The organism is Rhizobium sp. SVR5-2C (genome assembly GCF_056755115.1).
Window position 1 is genome coordinate 1 of the sequence record NZ_JBNDHT010000375.1, and the last position, 279, is coordinate 279.

Annotated in this window: 1 protein-coding gene; it reads left to right on the forward strand. The window is 55.9% G+C overall.

Annotated elements, in window-relative coordinates; translation table 11 throughout:
• Nucleotides 1–279 (forward strand): SDR family oxidoreductase (locus tag ACPYOI_RS36150; RefSeq protein ID WP_481424181.1); only part of this gene is annotated, 279 nt, incomplete at both ends.

Consider the following 279-nt stretch of genomic DNA (forward strand, 5'->3'; position numbering starts at 1 on the left):
TCTCTGGCCCTCGATCTGGCCGAATATGGCATTACCGTTCACTCGCTGATGCTGGGCAACCTGCTGAAATCGCCGATGTTCCAGTCCCTGCTGCCGCAATATGCCACCAAGCTCGGGCTGAAAGAGGAGGAAGTGGAGCAGTATTACATCGACAAAGTGCCGCTGAAGCGCGGCTGCGATTATCAGGACGTGCTGAACATGCTGCTGTTTTATGCCAGCCCCAAAGCCTCTTACTGCACCGGGCAGTCCATTAATGTCACCGGCGGGCAGGTGATGTTC